Source organism: Devosia equisanguinis (assembly GCF_900631955.1).
GTDB lineage: Bacteria > Pseudomonadota > Alphaproteobacteria > Rhizobiales > Devosiaceae > Devosia > Devosia equisanguinis.
In genome coordinates this window covers 39705-54555 of the sequence record NZ_UZWD01000018.1, presented here as the reverse complement: position 1 = coordinate 54555, position 14851 = coordinate 39705, and the positions used below count along the sequence as shown (strand labels likewise).

The window sequence follows — 14851 nt, the reverse complement described above, 5'->3', positions numbered from 1 at the left end:
ATAGGACAAAGCGTTCGATCCGGCCGCAACAAGGCCGGACGCAAGGGAAGGAAAATTGCGCCCGTGAAAAGTCTGACGGCACTGCTTGTTCTGCCACTGCTCGTCGTGCCATCGGCACCCGCCTTCGCCCAAAGCGGCGCCCAGTGCGCACCCATTGCATCAGCCGAAGAACGGCTCGCCTGCTATGACGCCGTTTTCCGCCCCGATCCCGGTGCCGTTGCCACCAGCAGCGCAGTGGTCGAATCGGAACAGTTGATCCCGGCACGCCCCAGCGGCCGTGCCCCGGCAACGATCACCATTTCCTGCGAAGCAAAAGGCCTGCAGATCGCTTTCGGCTTTGCCGGAAACAACATTTCCGCGCTCGGACGCGATGCGGGCCTGACGCTACAATACGATCTGCAACGCCGCTCCAGCACCCTGCCGGTCAATCCCGACAATACGGCCATCCTCATCGATAACCCGCGCGACGCTCGCGCCTTCGTCGATAGCCTGGCCGGCGTCACCAACCTGACCCTGCGCATGACCCCGGCCAATACCAGGACGCTCTCGGTGCGCTTCCAGGTCGACGCCATTCTGCAAGCCGCCGAGCCGGTCGTCGCCACCTGCCCCTAAGCGTGATTGCCGTCTGCGCGCCGCGTGGCCTTCCCTCTTCCCTTCGCGGGAGAGGATGGCGCTCACTGCGCTAAAACCTGGGAAAAATTCAGTTCCGCTGAAAACCCACCGCGCCTTCGCGCCCGGTCTGGCCGCGGTGGCGCAGCATGTGATCGGCCAGGACCAGCGCCATCATCGCCTCGCCCACCGGCACGGCGCGGATGCCGACGCAGGGGTCATGGCGACCCTTGGTGATGATGTCGGTATCCTCATTGCCCGTCGTCACCGTCTGGCGCGGGGTGATGATCGAGGATGTCGGCTTGACCGCAAAGCGGCAGACGATGGGATCGCCGTTGGAAATCCCGCCGAGAATGCCGCCGGCATGATTGGAGAGGAAATAGGGTCGGTCCGTCCCCGCGCGCATTTGGTCGGCGTTCTCCACACCGGTGAGACCAGCCGCATCGAACCCATCGCCGATTTCGACAGCTTTGACCGCATTGATGCTCATCATCGCCGAGGCCAGATCCGCGCTCAGCTTGCCATAGATCGGCGCGCCCCAGCCGGCGGGCACGCCTTCGGCGACCACCTCAATCACCGCGCCCACCGAGTTGCCGTCCTTGCGGATGCCATCGAGATAGTCGGCCCACAGCGCCGCCGCCTGGGCATCGGCACAGAATAGCGGGTTCTGGTCGACCTGGTCCCAGTCGAAATTGTTGTAGTCGATCTTGTGCGGCCCCACTTGCACGAGGCTGGCGCGAATGGTGACGCCCGAGAGAACCTGCCGGGCAATGGCCCCCGCCGCCACGCGCGCCGCCGTTTCGCGCGCCGAGGTGCGGCCGCCACCGCGATAGTCGCGAATGCCGTATTTCTGGTCATAGGTGTAGTCGGCATGGCCCGGACGATATTTGTCGCGGATATCCGAATAGTCCTTGGAACGCTGGTCGGTATTCTCGATCACCAGCGAAATCGGCGTGCCCGTGGTACGCGGCCCATCCGTGCGCTCGTCCTCGAACACGCCGGAGAGAATTTTCACCTCGTCCGCTTCGCGGCGCTGGGTGGTAAACTTGGATTGCCCCGGCTTGCGGCGATCGAGGTCCCGCTGGATCATTTCGGGGGTGAGGGCAATACCCGGCGGGCAGCCATCCACCACCACGCCAAGCGCCGGCCCATGGCTTTCGCCCCAGGTGGTAAAACGGAAAAGATGCCCGAACGTATTGAAAGACATGGATGCTCGCCTCGTATTGGCGCCTTCATAAAGCCTTTTGCGGCGCGAGGGAAACCGCTTTCATCGCGCGGCCCCTAGCAGCCGATATCGTTCGGCGGCTGGTTATAGACATAGGCTGAGACCGACATATAGGTCTTGGCCAGAACAAAGCTCCGGTCCTCGCCCAATGGCCAGACGGTCTGGGATGCATCGCTGCAACCAGGGATTGAGGAACCAAGAACGGCTTCCGCTGCAGCAGTAAACTTGTCCATGGCAAACATATCGGCTTCCACCTGTGAGGAGAGGATGAGGGCGGACAACGCTTCGCCGCTGCAGATATCCGCCTGGCCATGCAGGAACACAAAGCCGTTGAGCCCTTCAATGACAGGCGCATCCAGCGACGGAGCCGGCATGCTGATACTGAGCGTGCACTCGTCCGATCTGTTTTCCTCCGCCTTGCCATAGCGGCTCATCCACGCGCGAAAGGCATGTTCGTCGCCGAACGGCACCAGCTCGTCGCGGAGGCGCTGCATGAATTCCATCAATTGCTCGGGCACGAGAAGCTGTGCGCTATCGGTGGCGCTGGGCACGCAATTGGCGTCAAGCGGAGGAGAAGCGCGCACTGCGATTTCGACATGGTTGCTATTGTAGTCGAGTTGCTGCCAGCGCATCGACCGGTCTCGGGCAAGCTGCCAATGCTGGTAGCCGCTGATGCTGCAGGCGTCGTCAGGCGCTCCAAATCGACGTGTCAGCAGCGCCTCGAAACTGTCCCGGTTCTGCGTCGAGCCAAAAATTACCGACAGCTTCACCTGATGGGGCGAGCCGTCATTGATGTCGCGCTGCACCTCGAAAATGCCGGGCAGCTTGCCCGTGGCGTTGGTATAGAGCGCATCCGGATCGAGATCGGCAAGCGGACGCAGTTGCGCTGTGGATGTCGGGCCGTCTGCGAGCAGGCTATCCATATCGTTGAGCACGGCCGCGAGACGCTTCATGCCACCTCTCTCGAGCACTCCGAATTCGACAATGTAGTCGTCACCCTCGCCCTGCGCCCACGAAGGCGCACAGGAGGCCGATAGTGCTACCGCAAAGCCCAGTGCAGCAAGCAAGCGCCCGAGCGCGTGTCCCCTCACGCACCGCACTAGACGTCTGCAGCCGTGAGCAATTCCATCTTGCCGGGCGTGAAATGCATGATCACGTCCTGCGGCGGGGCCCAGTTGATCACTTCGACAATGGGTGCGCGTTCGATCAGTGCGCGCAGCGTCCGGGCAATGCCGCCATGGGAAACCACCACCGAGGGCCCCTTGAGCACGCCAGCAAATTCCACCAGCCGGGCCTCGACGTCGCGATAGTTTTCGCCGGCCTCGGGGCGGAATTCCCAATAGCTTTCATCACGATCGCCAGGGGCCACCGCCATATGTTCCGGCAGCTCGTCATGAAGGCTGCCCTCGAGCACGCCGAAGGAAATTTCCATCAGCCGCACATCGTACTGTACGTCAGGCAGGTGCTGGTCGAAACCGGCGCGGACGCGATCCATGGTTTCGCGGGTGCGTCCCAAAGGCGAGGCATGCCACTCGAAGGCAAGCGGGTCGAGCCCGCGCGCCTTGAAAAGGGCGGCCAGCGTCTTGCCGTTCTGGCTCGCCTGGCCACGGCCCTTGTCATTGAGCGGAATGTCGCGGCGGCCCTGATAGCGCCGTTCGGCGTTCCAGGGCGTTTCGCCATGCCGGATGAAGTAGATTTCCGGCCAGACAAGGGCAACCATGGTCACATGCGCGCCGCCACCGGCGCGCCCCTTTCGTTGGGCCTATGAACGGGTCTAGGCTTCGGCTTCGGTGGAATTATCATCCAGAAGTTTCATGCCGACGACATTGAAACCGGCATCGACATAGTGGATTTCGCCGGTCACGCCGCCCGCCAGGTCCGACAGCAGATAGGTGGCCGCGCCGCCCACATCGTCGATCGAGACGTTCTTGCGCAGCGCCGAATTGGCTTCCTGCCAGTGCAGCATGTCGCGCAGGCCGGAAATGCCAGAGGCGGCCAGGGTCTTGATGGCCCCGGCCGAAATGCCGTTGACGCGAATGCCCTTCTTGCCGAGATCGACCGCCAGGTAGCGCACCGAAGCTTCCAGCGCCGCCTTGGCCACGCCCATCACATTGTAGTTCGGCACATATTTGACCGCGCCGTAATAGGTCAGCGTCAACAGCGCCCCGCCCGGGTTCATCAGCGGTTCGGCGCGCTTGGCGACGGCGGTGAAGGAATAGACCGAGATGTCCATGGTCAGCGCAAAATTGTCGCGGCTGGTCTCGATATAGCGGCCTTCGAGTTCTTCCTTGTTGGAAAAGCCGATGGCGTGCACCACGAAATCGATCGAGCCCCACTTGTCCTTGATCTGGCGGAAGGTCTCGTCCATCGCGGCTTCGTCGGACACGTCGCATTCCACGAGGAAGTCCGAGCCGACCTCGGCAGCCAAAGGCTCGACGCGGCGCTTCAGCGCCTCGCCCTGATAGGAAAACGCCAGCTCGGCGCCCTGTGCGTGCAATTGCTTGGCAATGCCCCAGGCGATCGAGCGGTTGTTGGCGAGGCCCATGATCAGTCCGCGCTTGCCTGCCATCAATCCAGTGGCCATTGTTGGATTTCCCTTGCTGGAGTCGTTTGTCCGGTTGTGGCACATGGGGGCAGGGGCGGGCAAGGTTGCCTGCCGCGCGTCTCTCCTGTTTCCGGGGTTTTCCATGTCCCTTTCCGCCGCCCAGATCGTCTCTGCCCTCGCCGATATCGTCGGCAGCGCCCATGTCGTCGGTGAGGTCGAGAAAATGGGCGCCTGGCTCAACGAGCCGCGCAAGCGCTTCCACACGACGGCTGCTGCCGTGGTCACACCGCCCGATGTCGCGGCGGTGCAGGCAGTGCTGCGCTGGGCCAACCAGAACCGCGTGGCTATCATCCCACAAGGCGGCAATACTGGCCTTGTGGGTGCCCAGGTGCCGCTGCGGGGCGATGAGGTCATTATGAGCCTTGCCCGGCTCGACCGCATCCGCTCTGTCGACAGTGCCGCCGGTGTCATGGTCGCCGAAGCCGGCGTCATCCTCGAAAACGCCCATAAGGCCGCCGAAGCCGCCGGGACGATTTTCCCGCTATGGCTGGCCTCGCAGGGTTCGGCCCGCATTGGCGGCGTGCTCTCCTCCAATGCCGGTGGCGTCAACGTCCTCGCCTATGGCAATGCCCGCGAACTGACCATGGGTGTCGAGGCAGTCCTCGCCGACGGCCGGCTCTATCATGGGCTCAACGCCCTCAAAAAGGACAATACCGGCTATGATCTCAAGGACCTGCTTGTCGGCGCCGAAGGCACGCTGGGCATCATCACCGCGGCATCGCTGAAGCTTTATCCCTTGCCCGAGGATTATGAGACCGCGCTGGTCAATGTCGCCTCGCCCGATGCGGCGCTCGATCTGTTTCAGCTGATGCGCCAGCGCGCCGGCGGCCGCCTCAACGCCTTCGAGCTCATCCCCCATATCGGCCTCGACATCCAGCTGCGTCACGGCATGCTCGATGCCGATCCCACCGCCAGTGCCTCTCCCTGGTATGCGCTGATCGAAATGAGCCGCATGGCCGGTTCCGCTCCCGGCGCGTTGCAATCGGCTCTGGAAGCCGCCTTCGAGGAAAACCTCATCGCCGACGCCACAATCGCCGAATCGCTGGCCGACCGCACCCGCATGTGGGCCTTCCGCGAGCAGATGAGCGAGTGCCAGTCGCGCGAGGGCGCCTCGATCAAGCACGACGTCTCGGTGCCCATCGCCGCCATTCCCGCGCTGATCCGCGAGGGCAGCGCCGCCGCCGAAAAGCTGGTGCCGGGCATTCGCCCGGTGCCGTTCGGCCATATGGGCGACGGCAATATCCACTTCAACTTCTCCATGCCGCTCGGCGCCGACCCCAAGGCCTTCATGGCCCAATATGACGAGGCCATGCACGAGGTGATCTATGAGGTGGTGCTGCGCCATGGCGGCTCGGTTTCTGCCGAACACGGCATCGGCCAGCTCAAGGTCGACCTGCTGCAGCGCGTCAAAGATCCCGTCGCCCTCGAAATGATGCGCGCCATCAAGTTCGCCCTAGACCCCAATGGCATTCTCAATCCGGGAAAAATGCTTCGAACTGTGCCATAGGGCAAACGCGCCAGTGGCGCGTTTTTAACTGAGAAGGCCATGAGAGCTACGCTCGAATGGCACGAAGTCGGGGACTTCTTTCTTCCCGGTTCTCCCACTGTGCCTTCTTGCGACGGCACTCCGGCAGCACCATCTCTGCTACATGCTACTCAAAGATATCCAATTTCTCGACGACGCCACGCGCCCTGCCATTCCCGATCTTCCGGGCATAACCGAAGTGCAAAAGCTGCCCGGCCAGCACCTGCGCATGATCCATGACCATCTGCGCGACAACATGGTCGTGCTTGGCCGCCTGATCGAGCGCGCCGGTGAAGGCAAGGCCAGCGTCGCCGAAGTCAAGACAGAAACCGCCGACCTCGTCATGGTCTCGAACTATCGGCGCTTCGGCACGCTGTGTGGCCAATATTGCCAGTTCGTCCATGGCCATCACTCCATCGAGGACGTGGCCATCTTCCCGGCGCTGGCCGATCAGAGCCCCGCCTTCAAGGCGATTGCCGATCGCCTGCAGGCTGAGCATGTGGTGGTGCACACCCTGCTCGAAAAGCTGATCGATGGGCTGATTGCCCTCGCCGATGCGCCCGGTCGTGACAATTTTGATGCCGCCGTCAGCGTTTTCCGCGCCCTCGAAACCGTCCTCCTCAGCCATCTCGGCTACGAAGAAGACGCCATTGGCGACGCCCTGGGCTATTTCGACATCGGGGTTTAAGGCCAGCCAGCTTGGCCTCTGGCAAACTGCCTCCCCGTGCCCCATTCCGCCCTAGGGCTCGACCCGAGGGCTTCAACCGCCAGCCCTACTCCTCCGCGCCGGCCTCGCCAAAAGTGTAGCTTGCCCAGACCGGCAGTTCCAAACTCACCGGCTTGCCATCCACCGTCGCCGCACCAGCATCGCTGATCCGGTCGAGCCGCAAAATGGCGACGGCCTGTCCATCGACCACCTGGCCGATCGTGCCCGCCTCGCGCCCGCCCGCGACCACTGCGCTGCCCGCCGGCGCGTCAATGCCCGAAACGATCACCGGCCGCCGCCGCGCCGTGCCGCGATGCTTCATGCGGCTGACCACTTCCTGCCCGACATAACACCCCTTGGCGAAGTCGATGCCGTCGAGAATGTCGAGACCGATATCGTGGGCAAAGGCGTCATTGGCGGGGAAGTCATTGCCCTGATGCAGGATGCCGGCAGCGATGCGCTCTTTTTGGTAGACGCCGTCATCCTGCACCCAGCCTGTGGTATCCTCCACCGGCGCAATCACGCGCCACCCCAGGTCCACAGGACCAAGCCGGTCAGTATGGCGTACCCCCTCCAGTCCGGCCTCCTGCGCAAAACCCGCGCGATGTGTAGCGCGCAAATCCTCGATTTCGACCTTGGCGCGCAGCTTGTACATGCGCATGCGCTTGAAAAAATCGTCGGCCACCGACTGGTGCACATCCAGCCACAGCGCCTCCTCGGCATGGCCCGCCAACCCCTCGGCCAGGATCTTGCCCTGCGGCGATAGCAGCGCCCATGCCGCCGCGACCTCGCCGCTATCCGGAATTTGCCCTGTCACTACATCGTTCAGCAGGCGATGGGCCTCGGGCCCCGAAAAGCGGAAGACGGCGCGGTCGGCGCGAAGATAGGTGGTCATCTGGCTTGCCTCTCGGAACACCCATGCTAAACCGGCCGGAGGTGACCAGCAGCAGGACCGAAGACATGGCGCAGTACGACACGATTTTCAAGAACGCCACCCTGGTCAATCACGATGGCGAGGGGCTGGCCGACATTGCGGTGAAGGACGGTCGCATCGTGGCGCTGGGCGCCATCGACGGCAGTGCCGCCGAAATCGTCGACTGCAAGGGCCTGCATATCCTCCCCGGCGTCATCGACACCCAGGTCCACTTCCGCGAGCCCGGCCTCACCCACAAGGAAGACCTCGAAACCGGCTCGCTCGGCGCCGTTATGGGCGGCGTCACCGGCGTCTTCGAAATGCCCAATACCAATCCGCTGACCACCACGCGCGAGACCTTTGAAGCCAAGATCGCCGCCGGCACCAACCGCATGCACTGCGATTTCGCTTTCTATATCGGCGGCACTCACGACAATGTCGCCGAACTGCCCATGCTCGAAAAGCTCCCCGGCTGCGCTGGCGTAAAGGTGTTTATGGGCTCTTCCACCGGATCGCTGCTGGTCCAGGACGATGCCGGCGTCGAGGCCATTTTGCAGGCGATTTCCCGCCGCGCTGCCTTCCATTCCGAAGACGAATATATGCTCGAGGAGCGCAAGCATCTACGCGTCCCAGGCGATCCCTCCAGCCATCCCGTCTGGCGCTCGCCCGAAGTGGCGATGAGCTGCACCACGCGCCTCGTCAACCTCGCCCGCAAGACCGGCAAACGCATCCACGTTCTGCATATCTCGACCAGGGAAGAAATCGCCTATCTCGCCGACCACAAGGACGTGGCCTCGGTCGAGGTCACCCCGCACCACCTGACCCTCGACGAAACCGCTTACACACGTCTCGGCACCTATGCCCAGATGAACCCGCCGGTGCGCGACAAGGCGCATCGCGAGGGCATCTGGAAGGGCGTCGCCAATGGCGTCGCCGACATTCTGGGCTCAGACCACGCGCCGCATACGCGCGAAGAAAAGGACCATCCCTATCCGCAGAGCCATTCCGGCATGACTGGCGTGCAGACGCTGGTCCCGACCATGCTCGATCACGTCAATGCCGGGCGGCTGAGCCTGCAACGCTTCGTCGACATGACCAGCCATGGCTCCAATCGCCTCTTCGGTATCGCCAACAAGGGCCGCATCGCCGTCGGCTATGACGCCGACCTCACCATCGTCGACATGAAGCGCCGCGAGACCATCACCAATGACTGGATCAGGAGCCGTGCCGGCTGGACCCCCTATGACGGTGTCACTGTCACCGGCTGGCCGGTAGGCGCCGTGGTGCGTGGTCACAAGGTCATGTGGCAGGGCGAATTGCTCACCCCCAACAAGGGCCAACCCATGCGCTTCCTCGAAGCCCTGCCGCAGGGTTAGTGTCCTGCAGCGATCGCCTACCCGATCGTCACCCTCGGGCCTGACCCGAGGGCCCTGGCTCTACGCTATCCCTCCACCTCCTCGGTGGCGCGCTGGTCCAGCTTTTCCTGCATGCAATACGAATAGACCATCGGTCGCATGCTGCCGCCCTCGGCTTCCTCGTCGGCAGCGGCGTTGCATTCACCTTCCGCCTCGCTGCGCCAGGCAGCAATTTCATCGAGATGGGCCTTGGTCTCGGTCTTGCTCATGCCTTCGGCATTGTCTTGCACGATCTTTTCCAGGTTCATGTCCGCTTCGACGAAATCGTAGAACGCGCACAGATTCATCGCCATCTGCGTGGTCTCGCAATCGGCCAGGATATCCTCGAGCTCGCCCACCGGCACGTGGCTGCGCGCGGAAAGCTCGTCGAGCACATCGTCGGCCTGGCCTGGGCTGATCAGCAAAAGCATCGGCAGGACGAAAAGATAGCGTTTCAGCATGAGGCTCTCCTTTGAATTGGTACCATTCTACATCGGGGCGTTGGGCGAGAAAACGCCCGCATTCCCGATGGGGCAGGGGCTCAATCCCCGGCCACGAAAGCCGACCATTCCCCGCTCTCGCTGATATGGAGACGCCAGTAATACCAGCCTCCGAATTGCTTGAGCTCCTCTATGCCCTCGCTGTCGATCAGCCGATAGGCGTCCACCGTCTGCTCGGCGGTCAGGTTGTTGGGATCGAGTTCGGAGAGATAGGGCCAGATGTAATAGGTCTCCCCGCCACTATCGGGATAATAGGCATAAGGCTGGTCGAACAGGTCCAGCATCAGCCCCAATATCTGCCTGCCCTCGTCATCCTCCGACACGTCCTTGAGAAAGGCCACCGGGTCGTCGGGCGCGCCGAAGCTGACATTGGGCCGGGATTTCTGAGCGTCGATGATGGGGCGCAGCGCCTCGATGTCGCCGCTCCGGGCCGCTTCGATCAGCGCCGCGCGCTTTTCCTGCACCGCTGGGGGCAGGGCCGAGATATCGCTGCTGATCTGGGGTTCCGGCCAGTCCCATTCCGCCGCCTCCTGCGCCAGGACCGGCGTCGACAACAGCATGGCGGTGCACAACAGTGGGGCAAGGCGCATGGATCGGTCTCCCTTTTGCGAGGAAGCCTAGGATCACTCCGTGCCCTCACTAAGGCAAGGCAGGCCTATTGCAGGATCCGCTCGAGATTGTACTCGCCGTTGCGGATACGGTCAGGCAATTGCGCCACCAGGTCCGCGGTGGCCTCGTCGCCATGCATGCGCACAAAGGTGGCCAAGGCAGCGAACAGCGACGCATGGGCCAGCGAGGCGCTTTCCAGCCCGTCTTCTTCGGCCGAATTCCAGGCTTCGGCCAGATATTCGAGCGCCAGCTGGCGTTCGGCCTGGCTGCGGTCAAACGGGCCTTGACCCGACGATGCGGAAAATAAGGACTTGGTCGTGCTCATCATGGCGGCATAGCACGCCACGAACCACGCCGCGCGTGAGAAGTAACCCGAAGGTTAACGCCCGGTAGGCAATTCTACCGACCGGGCCCCGCGCCTATTCGGCAAAACGCGTGTGGATTTCCCGCGCCAGCTTTTGCGCTTCGCCGAGCAGCCGCCGCAACGCTTCCCGCGAAGCCGGCGTACACTGGTGATGGAAACGGGCAAAAGCCTCATAGCCGGAATTGAACGCCCCGGCCAAACGCTGCCGCCGATCTTCATCCGGCTCATCCAGCGCGATCAGATCCGCCATCTGTGCCCGCCAGTCCTCGGTCCCCGCCTTGCATAGTGGCTGCAGGAAATAGAGGCTCCCCATGATCTCCGACAACCGCTCCATCTGCCGCTGATAGGGCGGGTCGATGGCGAGGGCAGGGGCGGCGAGCGGTAGCAGCAGCAGGATGGCAAATAGTGGATACAGGACGCGCTTTCGCCAAGCAGCCGCGCGCTTTGCGACCTTCAATACGGCAATGTCTAGGGCAGGCTTATCAATAACCGATGTCAGCGCTCTTTCTCCTCCCTCCCCCTTGAGGGGAGGGATTGAGGGTGGGGGTGCTGAACCTTCCCCGAATCCGTTCGGAAATGGGAGTTTTCCAAGCCTGCAGAACCGCCACCCCAGGGGGGGATGGGAGCCCGAGACCGCAGTGATGCCAGCAACACCGTCATCAAGACCATCGGGGTGCGAGGAGCACACAGTGGGGTTGGGGATTTGCTGATGCACGGGCAACCTCATCCGCCTCCCTTACCAGCTCTGCCCCAGAACGGAGAAGCATTCCCGGATCACATCGTCGAGCCGCGAGGTGGTGCGCAGGGCCAGCAGCATGCCCGGATCGGCCCATTTATAGTCCGAGATCTCGTTGCTGGGCCGTATGGTGCCGACATAGTCGGTTGTAGTGAACACGGCCAGCCGGTAGGTGCCGTCGCGGCCGAGTTCCTGGGTGATGACATGGCGCGGATTGCGCACGGTCAGGCCCAGCTCCTCCTGTACTTCGCGGATGGCGCATTGCTCTATGGTCTCGCCATCATCCATCCGGCCGCCGGGAAAGGTCCACAAATTCTGATACGGCGCGAAGGCACGCTTGATCAGCAGGATCTTGCCATGGCGAACGATGCCGACGCTGGCGGCGTTAGGAAGATCTGTCATAGCCCTTGGGTTGGTTTGCGATTCGTTTCCGATGAGCTTATCTCCCAACAGGTGAAGGAGACATGCCATGTGTGGGCGTTATGCCTCGACTTTGCCGCCCGAAATGATGGTGGAACTGTTCAAGCTCATCAAAGGGCTCGATATCATCCCGCGCTTCAATATCGCGCCCACTCAGCCCATTGTCGCCATCTGGGAAGCCCAGGGCCAGCGCGAGGCACATTTTGCCCGCTGGGGACTGGTCCCCGGCTGGGTCAAGGACCCGCGCGAGTTTCCGCTTCTGGTCAATGCGCGTGCCGAAAGCATGGCTGAGAAACCGGCCTTTCGCGATCCGCTCAAGCATGGCCGCTGCATCGTCCCGGCCAGCGGCTACTATGAATGGCACACTGGGCCCGACAAGAAGAAACAGCCTTATTACATTACCCGCGCCGATGGGCAGCCCATGGCGCTGGCCGGCCTCTATGCCACCTGGTCCGGTCCCAATGGCGAGGAGATCGACAGCGTCGCTACCATTACCGTGGCGGCCAATGCACAACTGTCGGAAATCCACGATCGCATGCCGGCCATTCTCATGGATCGGCAGCAGCAGGACGAGTGGCTCAATGTGCGCGAGGTCCACGCCGCCGAAGCCGCGCAAATGGCCCTGCCGCTCGAAGATGGTGTGCTCAAATTCCATCCGGTCTCCACGCGCGTCAATTCCGCCCGCGACGACGATTCCGGTCTGATCGAACCCATCACCCTCGAAAAGCCCGCCCCAGTGCTCAAAAAAGCCGCCGGGGGCCAGCTGGATCTCTTTTAGTCCGCCCGCGCGGAAACATACCCGCTTGCACAGCGCCGCCCTCGGACTTGATCCGAGGGTCTGATGACCCATGCCCTGCTGGCAATTTACCCTCCGTCACACAGCCATCATTCTCGAATCGGCTGTCTCTGCTAGTCTTTCGGCAACAGTCCGCAAACGCGATCTCGCTCATGTCCCGCAACAGTTCCCGTGCCTGGCAGCGTATGCTGTCCGGTCGCCGCCTCGATATTCTCGATCCCTCGCCCGTCGATGTCGAACTCTCCGATATCGCCCATGGCCTGGCCCGCGTGGCCCGCTGGAACGGCCAGACCCAGGGCGATTATCCCTTTTCGGTGGCGCAACATTCGGTGCTGGTGTTCGAGCTATTCCGCCAGGCCAATCCGGATGCCTCGGCTGCCGCGCTCTTGCAGGCGCTCCTGCATGACGCCCCCGAATATGTCATGGGCGACATCATCTCGCCCTTCAAGGCGGCGATGGGCGGCAATTACAAGGACGTCGAAAACCGCCTGCTTTCGGCAATCTTCCTGCGCTTTTCGCTGCCCGCCACCATGAGCGTGGCCCTCACCAAGCAGGTCAAGAAGGCTGATCGGGAAGCCGCCTATTTCGAGGCTACCCATCTGGCTGGCTTCGATCCCGACGAGGCGCGCAAGTTTTTCGGCGAACCCAACCAGCCTGCCTTCGACGTCGAGGCTTTCGATCGTCTGATCCGGCCCTGGCCGACCCAGCAGGCCCATGCTCGCTTCGTCGAAGTCTTCGAAACTGCCGCCGCGACGCTCGTCGGCTGATCGTCAGGCAAATTAACCTTAACGAAAGATAAAATTCGCCTGATCTGCTGCCTTATGGTTACTGATTGGTTAAGGCGTCATGCCGCCTTGGATCAAATCGGGACAATAGCCATGAACCTGCCGCACCGTCTTGTCGCCCTGAGCCTGCTTTCGGGCCTGCTCTGCACCACCGCTGCCCCGATCATGGCCGATGAAATGCCGTCCGGCTTCGATACCAGCCGTCTCGTCAAGTTCGCGGACCGCGACTATCTGGTCGACTATGAGGATTGGGTCTCGACCGAGCCGCTGAGCGCCAGCCGCATCAAGAAGGTCGAGGGGGGCAGGGTGAGTTACGTGACCGTCACCCAGACCGCCACCGGCACGTATTCGACCGACGGCATGACCTCGCCAAACGTGCTCTATCCCGGCATTGCCGTCGAGGCGGTCACCACCCAGCCCAACCGCGTCGCGGTGCTGAGCTATAGCGGCAATTCCTTTGTCTATCTGCGCAACCGGGGCACGACCATTGTCAGCACCCCGGCACGCACCTGCATCTCCACCGCCAGCTTCACCTATTGCTGAGGCGTCAGCCGAACAACCAGCCGGGCTTGAACTTGTAGAAGACATGCAGGCCGATCTGGGTCACCTTGGTCATGCGCGGCGCCCAGGCGGGGCGAACATAGGTGGCGTGGTAGTGCGTCGCATCGCCCACTTCGGTTAGGTAAAGCTCGCCACTGGTCGTCTTCTTGGCGATTTCCTCAGCCTGTTCCCAAGGCTTGCGCTCGGTCACCACATCGGCAATGCCGTCGCAGGCAAAGGAGAACTGGCAGGCATTGCGGCGGTGCTGGTTCTGGAACACGACGCCGCAGATGGTGTTGGGATAACGGTGATCCTTGACCCGGTTCAGCACCACCTGCGCCACCCCGACCTGGCCGCGATAGGTCTCGCCGCGCGCTTCGAAATAGATGGCGGTGGCGAGGCACCACAATTCCTTGTCCGATGCCGCAGTGATGGGGCCGCTGTCGAATGCGCCGGTCACCGGGGCATTGGCGCGGGCATAGGCCAATTGCTCGGAGGCGATGGCCGGCATGGGCATGCCCTGCGGCGTTCCGAAAGCGGGCGGCGCGCCGAGCGAGGCCATTTGCGGGGCAATGCCGGCAATGGCGTCCAGAGCTGCAGCAGTCGAGGGATCGATCGAGGCCACCGACATGCGCGGACCGTCCTGGCTGCCCTGAACTGCGGCCGGCGTGTCGAGATCGGCTATGCGCGTCTGGCCGAGATCGGTGGGATCAAGCGGCGTGCCGCGCAGCGCCGCGATCTGAATGCGCGCTTCCTCGAAGCTGCGCGAAATTGCCAAGGCATCCACTTCAGGCCGAAAACGGTCGGTTTTGGCAGCGCGGTTGGGACCGGTGAAGCTGGCCGTTTCGAAAAGATGGTCGACCGACCCGGTAATCACCGGATCAACGCCGAAATAGCTCAGGCTCGCCACTTCCGCCGGCGTGGCGGCCGTGCCGATACCGACATCCGCGGCAAGTTCCGTCCCGGGCCCGAAGGCGCCGGTTGCAAGACCGATATAGGAGAGGGAAAGCGCCAAGCCTGCCACCACCACACGGGCGGCAGGAACAAGAAGGCGGACCGCTCTAGCCGGGCGCGAACGCACCACCGGCTGGTGGGACTGGGCCATAAACTCTACTCAACGCTAC

The 14851-nt window shown here is 62.7% G+C and carries 18 protein-coding genes; 7 read left to right on the top strand and 11 right to left on the bottom strand.

The window, feature by feature from the left end; translation table 11 throughout:
• Positions 1-63 precede the first annotated feature (63 nt).
• Positions 64-612: a hypothetical protein gene (locus tag DEVEQU_RS05725; protein ID WP_126149623.1), complete on the top strand. Its 549-nt coding sequence runs from the start codon at positions 64-66 to the stop codon at positions 610-612.
• 88 nt (positions 613-700) lie between these two features.
• Here DEVEQU_RS05725 and aroC read toward each other — a convergent pair whose 3' ends face one another.
• From aroC to DEVEQU_RS05705, 4 genes are all read right to left on the bottom strand, one after another.
• Complete coding sequence (gene aroC / locus DEVEQU_RS05720) at positions 701-1816, bottom strand: chorismate synthase (RefSeq protein WP_126149622.1); 1116 nt, start codon at positions 1814-1816, stop codon at positions 701-703.
• Between the two features lie 74 nt (positions 1817-1890).
• A complete protein-coding gene (locus DEVEQU_RS05715) occupies positions 1891-2787 on the bottom strand; it encodes a hypothetical protein (RefSeq protein ID WP_126149621.1) in 897 nt (298 codons plus the stop codon).
• Between the two features lie 146 nt (positions 2788-2933).
• Positions 2934-3554: a histidine phosphatase family protein gene (locus tag DEVEQU_RS05710; protein WP_223214117.1), complete on the bottom strand. Its 621-nt coding sequence runs from the start codon at positions 3552-3554 to the stop codon at positions 2934-2936.
• Between the two features lie 54 nt (positions 3555-3608).
• Positions 3609-4418 (bottom strand): enoyl-ACP reductase FabI, encoded by an 810-nt coding sequence (locus tag DEVEQU_RS05705; RefSeq protein ID WP_126149619.1) that lies wholly within the window; start codon positions 4416-4418, stop codon positions 3609-3611.
• 103 nt (positions 4419-4521) lie between these two features.
• Here DEVEQU_RS05705 and DEVEQU_RS05700 point away from each other — a divergent pair, with 103 nt between their 5' ends.
• Entirely contained in the window at positions 4522-5946 is a 1425-nt protein-coding gene (locus DEVEQU_RS05700) for an FAD-binding oxidoreductase (RefSeq protein WP_126149618.1), read from the top strand.
• Between the two features lie 142 nt (positions 5947-6088).
• On the top strand, positions 6089-6652 hold the full coding sequence (locus DEVEQU_RS05695; protein WP_126149617.1) for a hemerythrin domain-containing protein: 564 nt from the start codon (positions 6089-6091) through the stop codon (positions 6650-6652).
• A gap of 85 nt (positions 6653-6737) precedes the next feature.
• Here the strand turns inward: DEVEQU_RS05695 and ygfZ are convergent, their stop codons facing one another.
• Positions 6738-7565, bottom strand: a complete 828-nt coding sequence (ygfZ, locus tag DEVEQU_RS05690; protein WP_126149616.1) for a CAF17-like 4Fe-4S cluster assembly/insertion protein YgfZ — start codon at positions 7563-7565, stop codon at positions 6738-6740.
• A 65-nt stretch (positions 7566-7630) separates the two neighbouring features.
• Between ygfZ and DEVEQU_RS05685 the strand changes: the two genes are divergently transcribed.
• Positions 7631-8959, top strand: a complete 1329-nt coding sequence (locus tag DEVEQU_RS05685; protein ID WP_126149615.1) for a dihydroorotase — start codon at positions 7631-7633, stop codon at positions 8957-8959.
• A gap of 65 nt (positions 8960-9024) precedes the next feature.
• On the opposite strand, the gene DEVEQU_RS05680 is transcribed toward DEVEQU_RS05685, so the two are convergent.
• From DEVEQU_RS05680 to DEVEQU_RS05660, 5 genes are all read right to left on the bottom strand, one after another.
• On the bottom strand, positions 9025-9438 hold the full coding sequence (locus tag DEVEQU_RS05680) for a lysozyme inhibitor LprI family protein (RefSeq protein WP_126149614.1): 414 nt from the start codon (positions 9436-9438) through the stop codon (positions 9025-9027).
• Positions 9439-9518: 80 nt separating this feature from the next.
• A complete protein-coding gene (locus tag DEVEQU_RS05675) occupies positions 9519-10067 on the bottom strand; it encodes a hypothetical protein (RefSeq protein ID WP_126149613.1) in 549 nt (182 codons plus the stop codon).
• Positions 10068-10132: 65 nt separating this feature from the next.
• Positions 10133-10432 (bottom strand): hypothetical protein, encoded by a 300-nt coding sequence (locus tag DEVEQU_RS05670; protein WP_223214112.1) that lies wholly within the window; start codon positions 10430-10432, stop codon positions 10133-10135.
• Positions 10433-10505: 73 nt separating this feature from the next.
• Positions 10506-10907 carry a TIGR02301 family protein gene (locus DEVEQU_RS19845; RefSeq protein WP_164550275.1) on the bottom strand — a complete coding sequence of 134 codons (402 nt, stop codon included), beginning with the start codon at positions 10905-10907 and terminating at the stop codon, positions 10506-10508.
• 279 nt (positions 10908-11186) lie between these two features.
• A complete protein-coding gene (locus DEVEQU_RS05660) occupies positions 11187-11588 on the bottom strand; it encodes an NUDIX hydrolase (protein ID WP_164550274.1) in 402 nt (133 codons plus the stop codon).
• A 67-nt stretch (positions 11589-11655) separates the two neighbouring features.
• On the opposite strand from DEVEQU_RS05660, the gene DEVEQU_RS05655 reads away from it, so the two are divergent.
• The 3 genes from DEVEQU_RS05655 to DEVEQU_RS05645 all read left to right on the top strand — a co-directional run bounded on the left by DEVEQU_RS05655 (position 11656) and on the right by DEVEQU_RS05645 (position 13730).
• Positions 11656-12384 (top strand): SOS response-associated peptidase, encoded by a 729-nt coding sequence (locus DEVEQU_RS05655; RefSeq protein WP_126149610.1) that lies wholly within the window; start codon positions 11656-11658, stop codon positions 12382-12384.
• Between the two features lie 170 nt (positions 12385-12554).
• Entirely contained in the window at positions 12555-13169 is a 615-nt protein-coding gene (locus DEVEQU_RS05650) for an HD domain-containing protein (RefSeq protein ID WP_126149609.1), read from the top strand.
• Between the two features lie 111 nt (positions 13170-13280).
• Positions 13281-13730 carry a hypothetical protein gene (locus DEVEQU_RS05645; RefSeq protein WP_126149608.1) on the top strand — a complete coding sequence of 150 codons (450 nt, stop codon included), beginning with the start codon at positions 13281-13283 and terminating at the stop codon, positions 13728-13730.
• A gap of 4 nt (positions 13731-13734) precedes the next feature.
• Here the strand turns inward: DEVEQU_RS05645 and DEVEQU_RS05640 are convergent, their stop codons facing one another.
• Positions 13735-14832, bottom strand: a complete 1098-nt coding sequence (locus DEVEQU_RS05640; protein ID WP_126149607.1) for a cell wall hydrolase — start codon at positions 14830-14832, stop codon at positions 13735-13737.
• Positions 14833-14851 lie beyond the last annotated feature (19 nt).

What these genes read in the sequence shown, in the direction of transcription:
- aroC (WP_126149622.1), bottom strand. Translation starts at nt 1,816, where the DNA reads ATGTCTTTCAATACGTTCGGGCATCTTTTCCGTTTTACCACCTGGGGC.
- DEVEQU_RS05715 (WP_126149621.1), bottom strand. Translation starts at nt 2,787, where the DNA reads ATGAAGCGTCTCGCGGCCGTGCTCAACGATATGGATAGCCTGCTCGCA.
- DEVEQU_RS05710 (WP_223214117.1), bottom strand. Translation starts at nt 3,554, where the DNA reads ATGGTTGCCCTTGTCTGGCCGGAAATCTACTTCATCCGGCATGGCGAA.
- DEVEQU_RS05705 (WP_126149619.1), bottom strand. Translation starts at nt 4,418, where the DNA reads ATGGCCACTGGATTGATGGCAGGCAAGCGCGGACTGATCATGGGCCTC.
- DEVEQU_RS05700 (WP_126149618.1), top strand. Translation starts at nt 4,522, where the DNA reads ATGTCCCTTTCCGCCGCCCAGATCGTCTCTGCCCTCGCCGATATCGTC.
- DEVEQU_RS05695 (WP_126149617.1), top strand. Translation starts at nt 6,089, where the DNA reads ATGCTACTCAAAGATATCCAATTTCTCGACGACGCCACGCGCCCTGCC.
- ygfZ (WP_126149616.1), bottom strand. Translation starts at nt 7,565, where the DNA reads ATGACCACCTATCTTCGCGCCGACCGCGCCGTCTTCCGCTTTTCGGGG.
- DEVEQU_RS05685 (WP_126149615.1), top strand. Translation starts at nt 7,631, where the DNA reads ATGGCGCAGTACGACACGATTTTCAAGAACGCCACCCTGGTCAATCAC.
- DEVEQU_RS05680 (WP_126149614.1), bottom strand. Translation starts at nt 9,438, where the DNA reads ATGCTGAAACGCTATCTTTTCGTCCTGCCGATGCTTTTGCTGATCAGC.
- DEVEQU_RS05675 (WP_126149613.1), bottom strand. Translation starts at nt 10,067, where the DNA reads ATGCGCCTTGCCCCACTGTTGTGCACCGCCATGCTGTTGTCGACGCCG.
- DEVEQU_RS05660 (WP_164550274.1), bottom strand. Translation starts at nt 11,588, where the DNA reads ATGACAGATCTTCCTAACGCCGCCAGCGTCGGCATCGTTCGCCATGGC.
- DEVEQU_RS05655 (WP_126149610.1), top strand. Translation starts at nt 11,656, where the DNA reads ATGTGTGGGCGTTATGCCTCGACTTTGCCGCCCGAAATGATGGTGGAA.
- DEVEQU_RS05650 (WP_126149609.1), top strand. Translation starts at nt 12,555, where the DNA reads ATGTCCCGCAACAGTTCCCGTGCCTGGCAGCGTATGCTGTCCGGTCGC.
- DEVEQU_RS05645 (WP_126149608.1), top strand. Translation starts at nt 13,281, where the DNA reads ATGAACCTGCCGCACCGTCTTGTCGCCCTGAGCCTGCTTTCGGGCCTG.
- DEVEQU_RS05640 (WP_126149607.1), bottom strand. Translation starts at nt 14,832, where the DNA reads ATGGCCCAGTCCCACCAGCCGGTGGTGCGTTCGCGCCCGGCTAGAGCG.